At 44.3% G+C, this 4,394-nt stretch carries 5 protein-coding genes; 1 reads left to right on the plus strand and 4 read right to left on the minus strand.

Annotated elements, in window-relative coordinates; all coding sequences use genetic code 11:
• Window positions 1-220: DNA cytosine methyltransferase (locus G9X48_RS08975; RefSeq protein WP_166499924.1), on the minus strand; the 220-nt coding region annotated here is incomplete at its 3' end.
• Window positions 221-631: 411 nt separating this feature from the next.
• Window positions 632-1,000, minus strand: a complete 369-nt coding sequence (locus G9X48_RS08980; RefSeq protein WP_042114977.1) for a hypothetical protein — start codon at window positions 998-1,000, stop codon at window positions 632-634.
• A gap of 1,083 nt (window positions 1,001-2,083) precedes the next feature.
• Here G9X48_RS08980 and G9X48_RS21450 point away from each other — a divergent pair.
• Window positions 2,084-2,215: a replication initiation protein gene (locus G9X48_RS21450; RefSeq protein ID WP_072007956.1), complete on the plus strand. Its 132-nt coding sequence runs from the start codon at window positions 2,084-2,086 to the stop codon at window positions 2,213-2,215.
• 219 nt (window positions 2,216-2,434) lie between these two features.
• Here the strand turns inward: G9X48_RS21450 and G9X48_RS08990 are convergent, their stop codons facing one another.
• Entirely contained in the window at window positions 2,435-3,244 is an 810-nt protein-coding gene (locus tag G9X48_RS08990) for a hypothetical protein (RefSeq protein ID WP_044525163.1), read from the minus strand.
• On the minus strand, window positions 3,237-4,394 hold a 1,158-nt coding region (locus G9X48_RS08995), incomplete at its 5' end, for a DNA cytosine methyltransferase (RefSeq protein ID WP_166499925.1). The genes G9X48_RS08990 and G9X48_RS08995, both read right to left, overlap by 8 nt.

Genomic DNA, 4,394 nt, shown 5'->3' on the forward strand with positions numbered 1-4,394 from the left:
TCTCTTTCTCACCAATACCTGAAACTTCCCTAACGTATTCTCCGGTAACATCAACAACACTTCTACATATCGTTTTGCACATAGGAAAGTTATATTTGTGAGCAGAGCAATGTATTGGATCTATCTCAACTGATGCCATTATATCAAAGCCAGCTTGCTCGAAACCGAGACTCAGCCCACCCGCTCCAGCAAATAAATCAACAGCAATCGGTCTAGTCATTCTTTACACCCACGTTATATAAAATCAACATGATGCTATCAGAAAAACGATCGCTTTACCGATCGTTTTTCTGATTTCGATTGAACATAACATCTCTTGCCCGCACCCCCAGAAAGGCCCTCAGCGCGTTTCTGCCGCATCCGGGCCGTTTTGGGTACCTTTCCCTGCCTGTATCGTGAAAAAACGCCCCTGATGATTTTGGCGCGGCTGCATGGCTATGCAAGGAAGTGCATGAGTACCGGTTTCAGGCCAAAAATCAGGCCGGCACGTCAAAACCCGGTTTGTTCCCTGCTAAAAACGGTGAACGGGCGGGAAATTTATTGCGTGGCCGTGAGGCGTTGGCAAGAACATCAGGCATGAAGATAAGGGGGCGGATGTACGAACGTTTCACAAAACAATTTCGAGTGGAAATCAGAACCCCTTCCTCCTGCCAATGCTATCCCTCAATGACTCAGCCAGTCTTTGAGATTCATCTTCCACTCTTCTGAAGTCATTCACGGACAGAAAAAAACCATTCTCTGGCGCGCCTGCTACAGAAACAGATTTTTCTGTAGCAGGCAAAGAATCCGCTGTAGCGAGAGACGATCCATCTGTATTTTTTCTCAACCTGTAAAGAGCCTTATCAAACGCAACCTGTGAGATCTTCAGACCGTAACGTTCATTCAGTACAGCCACAATTTCTCTCCTGGGGATGCCATTTTTCTTCCAGTTTTCTATATCAGCCAGGGAATCTCTGACAGCCGCAATCGCTGTTCTTGGACCAAGGTTAAAATTCGCCATACGCCACCCATAATGTCTTATCAATGTCTCATTTTAGTCCAAAATATCACAGAATGTCTTATAATTGTCCTATCCTTGTCTTTCACGGTTCATGGCTACATGAACCGGCAGGTATGTAACGCTTTTTTATTTCGCTCAGGCCTGCCAGATATAGATTCATGCCTTAAAAGCCAAGTTGCTTTATCCCTTAAATGGTCATACACCATACGCAATCGCGATTTCATCGCAACTGCATGAATCAAATGGGAAAAATGGGATTTTTCGTTTATACGTGTAATACGCAAGGTATTACAGTCAACCGTAATTACATGAAAATAAAGAAATAAGATGTAATACCACCGTATTACACATACGCTGGCCAGCGAAAAAGCTATAACGCTTCCCGACCGACAGGAGGCCCGGAATCCACCGGGGCGTGCAGGTTATCTTCAGTAACCTTCGCCATTAAATCAAAAAGGTCATACTCGCCGGGAAGCTGCGTATCAGCAGCATCCCGTTGTTCATCATGTTCAGATGGCATGGGGTGATATCCAGTAGCTGAGAGGTTGTTAGCGGGTTTCGGGGCGCAGCCCTGAACCAGTCACGTAGCGCTAGCGGAGTGTATACTGGCTTAGTATGTTACGGCGAGATGGAGATTCGGAGAAGTGCTTCATGTGGCAAGGGGGAAAATACGGCTGCGGGGCGTAAGTGCAAAATGCAGGTAACGATGAAATGACGCCTCCTCGCTCACTCGGTCGCTGCGCTCCTGCCGTGAGACTGCGGCGGGCGTTACCAGCTCACGAAGGACGAGATAACGAGATCGCGCTCAAGTCAGGAAGGTCAGGAAAAAGGATGCGGCGTTGCCGTTTTTCCATAGGCTCCGCCCCCCTGACAAGCATCACAAAATCTGACGCTCAAATCAGTGGTGGCGAAACCCGACAGGACTATAAAGATCCCAGGCGTTTCCCCCTGGTAGCTCCCTCGTGCGCTCTCCTGTTCCTGCCTTTCGGTTTACCGGTGTCATTCCGCTGTTATGGCCGCGTTTGTCTCATTCCACGCCTGACACTCAGTTCCGGGTAGGCAGTTCGCTCCAAGCTGGACTGTATGCACGAACCCCCCGTTCAGTCCGACTGCTGCGCCTTGTCCGGTAACTATCGTCTTGAGTCCAACCCGAAAAGACATGCAAAAGCGCCACTGGCAGCAGCCACTGGTAATCGGATTCACGGAGCGGAGTAGAGTTATCTACAGAGTTCTTGAAGTGGTGGCCTGACTACGGCTACACTGAAAGGACAGTTTTGGTATCTGCGCTCCGTGAAAGCCAGTTACCTTCGGAAGAAAGAGTTGGTAGCTCTAAATTCCGGCAAACGAACCACCGTTGGTAGCGGTGGTTTTTTTGTTTACGGCTTAGGAGATTACGGCTAGAACGAAAGGATCTCAAGAAGATCCTCTCAGAAATTATACAGACATGCGGTAGTTTGAGATGTCAGAGCTATCTAACTCTTTTGCCGGAACCAGTTTGTAATGCCTTTCCTCAATCAATTTCACTTGTCCTTCGTCTATCTTTAGCTCAAACAGTGCAATCAAATCGCTCGAAACAAACTGAGCGGAAATAGCTCTACATCTAACATTTGGGTATTTTTGTTCACACCACGCTGTATCTTGCGATGTTTGCACCATTGATATTTGATCTGTCCCACCTTTTGCTTGAACTGGTATTATATAATGGCAACCGTATTTATCTATACCTACATAAAGTTCATCGATCTCTATTTGACCAATTCCCTTCACCGTAGTTCTTAAATGATTCTGTAAAGAATATGTGGTTATACCTAGAAATATATCTATTAGCCGGTTATATCTCACCTTCGCCAGCAATGCCTGCTCGTCGTCTAAAGAATAACCTGTAATTATCTCCGGGGTATTGTCTGGAATTTTTATTGCCACCATATTAGGATTTGGCAAAATCCTACTAATAGTTACTAATCTAAATCGATACTTTGACCTACCAGCCAGCTCAATAATCCACTCCTTACCTTCTGGCTGAGTCAACAGAATACTTTCTGGCATAGGCGTTCTAAATCTGATTGAATATATAACATCACCAACATTAGATGGGAGTTCTATACCTAAATCTTTTGCAGCACTGTTTATCTCTAACCTTTCAAACAAAACCTCTAAGTCACCATCAACATATTTATCGAAAAATATCTTTTCTACCAACTGATGGTATCTATTTTTGGACCTTTCTTTTTTATCCTTACTCACAAACAACCTCCTTGTTACTATTTTTTATTCTCTTAGCAATTACATTTGATGACACACCAAACATAGATGCAGCATCGGACATAGAAATAGCAACCAAACTTTCATCACCGAGTTTGATTTTCTTCGTTGGTTTTTTTGGCGTAACACCAAGAACCTTCATAATCTGCAAGCCAACACTTCTAGCTAGCATAGGAGGAACACTATTACCGACCTGTCTAAATCCATGCCACTTAGTCACATGAAATCTGAACCAATCAGGATATGAATGCAGTCTTGCTGCCTCTCTGACCGTGATGACCCTAGGATAGATCGGATGTATAGGACGAGGAGATGTAAAAGCACCTCTGTCACTTGCTGTTCCTGCCCTTAAAGTATTACATAGCCCATTCATCGAGAGCTTTTTAAACCTGCTGATTGGTTCTACCGTGTCAGGCAAAGTTTCAACAAACCGCCCTCTAGAAATGTCAGAGTGATCTGTCAGTAAAGAACACGTTAATTTGTCTTTATTAAAAATCCTTGGGTAGCTAAAATCACTAGGATCTTTTCCTACGCCATGCAAATAGGATGAGTATAGTGATTGCTCACCAAATTTAGCATAAACCCAATCTCTACCCCATAGCTCAGGATATTTTTCCGCATCAGGAATATCCCCAATAGCGTCCCCAACCGTTGTTCTAATGGATAATGGCTCAGGGTATGATGGCAGAGCAATTCCTTTCCTTCCCCCCATTAAGAAAAGACGACGGCGATCTTGAGGAACTCCATAATCAGCTGCGTTTAGCACTTTATAATCGCTTACAACGTCGTACCCGCCATCTTTAAATGCATCCATTATCTCTACTAAAAACTGCTTATGCTTACCAACCGTCAACCCTTTTACATTTTCAAAAATAAAGTATTTAGGCTTTAGCTCAAGAACCAGCCGTACATAGTGATAGACCAGTTTGTTTCTATCATCATCAAGCGCGCGTTTTCCTATTAATGAAAAGCCTTGGCAGGGAGCGCCTCCGATCACTACATCAATCTCTTTCTCACCAATACCTGAAACTTCCCTAACGTATTCTCCGGTAACATCAACAACACTTCTACATATCGTTTTGCACATAGGAAAGTTATATTTGTGAGCAGAGCAATGTATTGGATCTATCTC

This window comes from Cronobacter sp. HA18006 (assembly GCF_011605445.1).
GTDB classification, from domain to species: Bacteria; Pseudomonadota; Gammaproteobacteria; order Enterobacterales; family Enterobacteriaceae; genus Cronobacter; species Cronobacter sakazakii.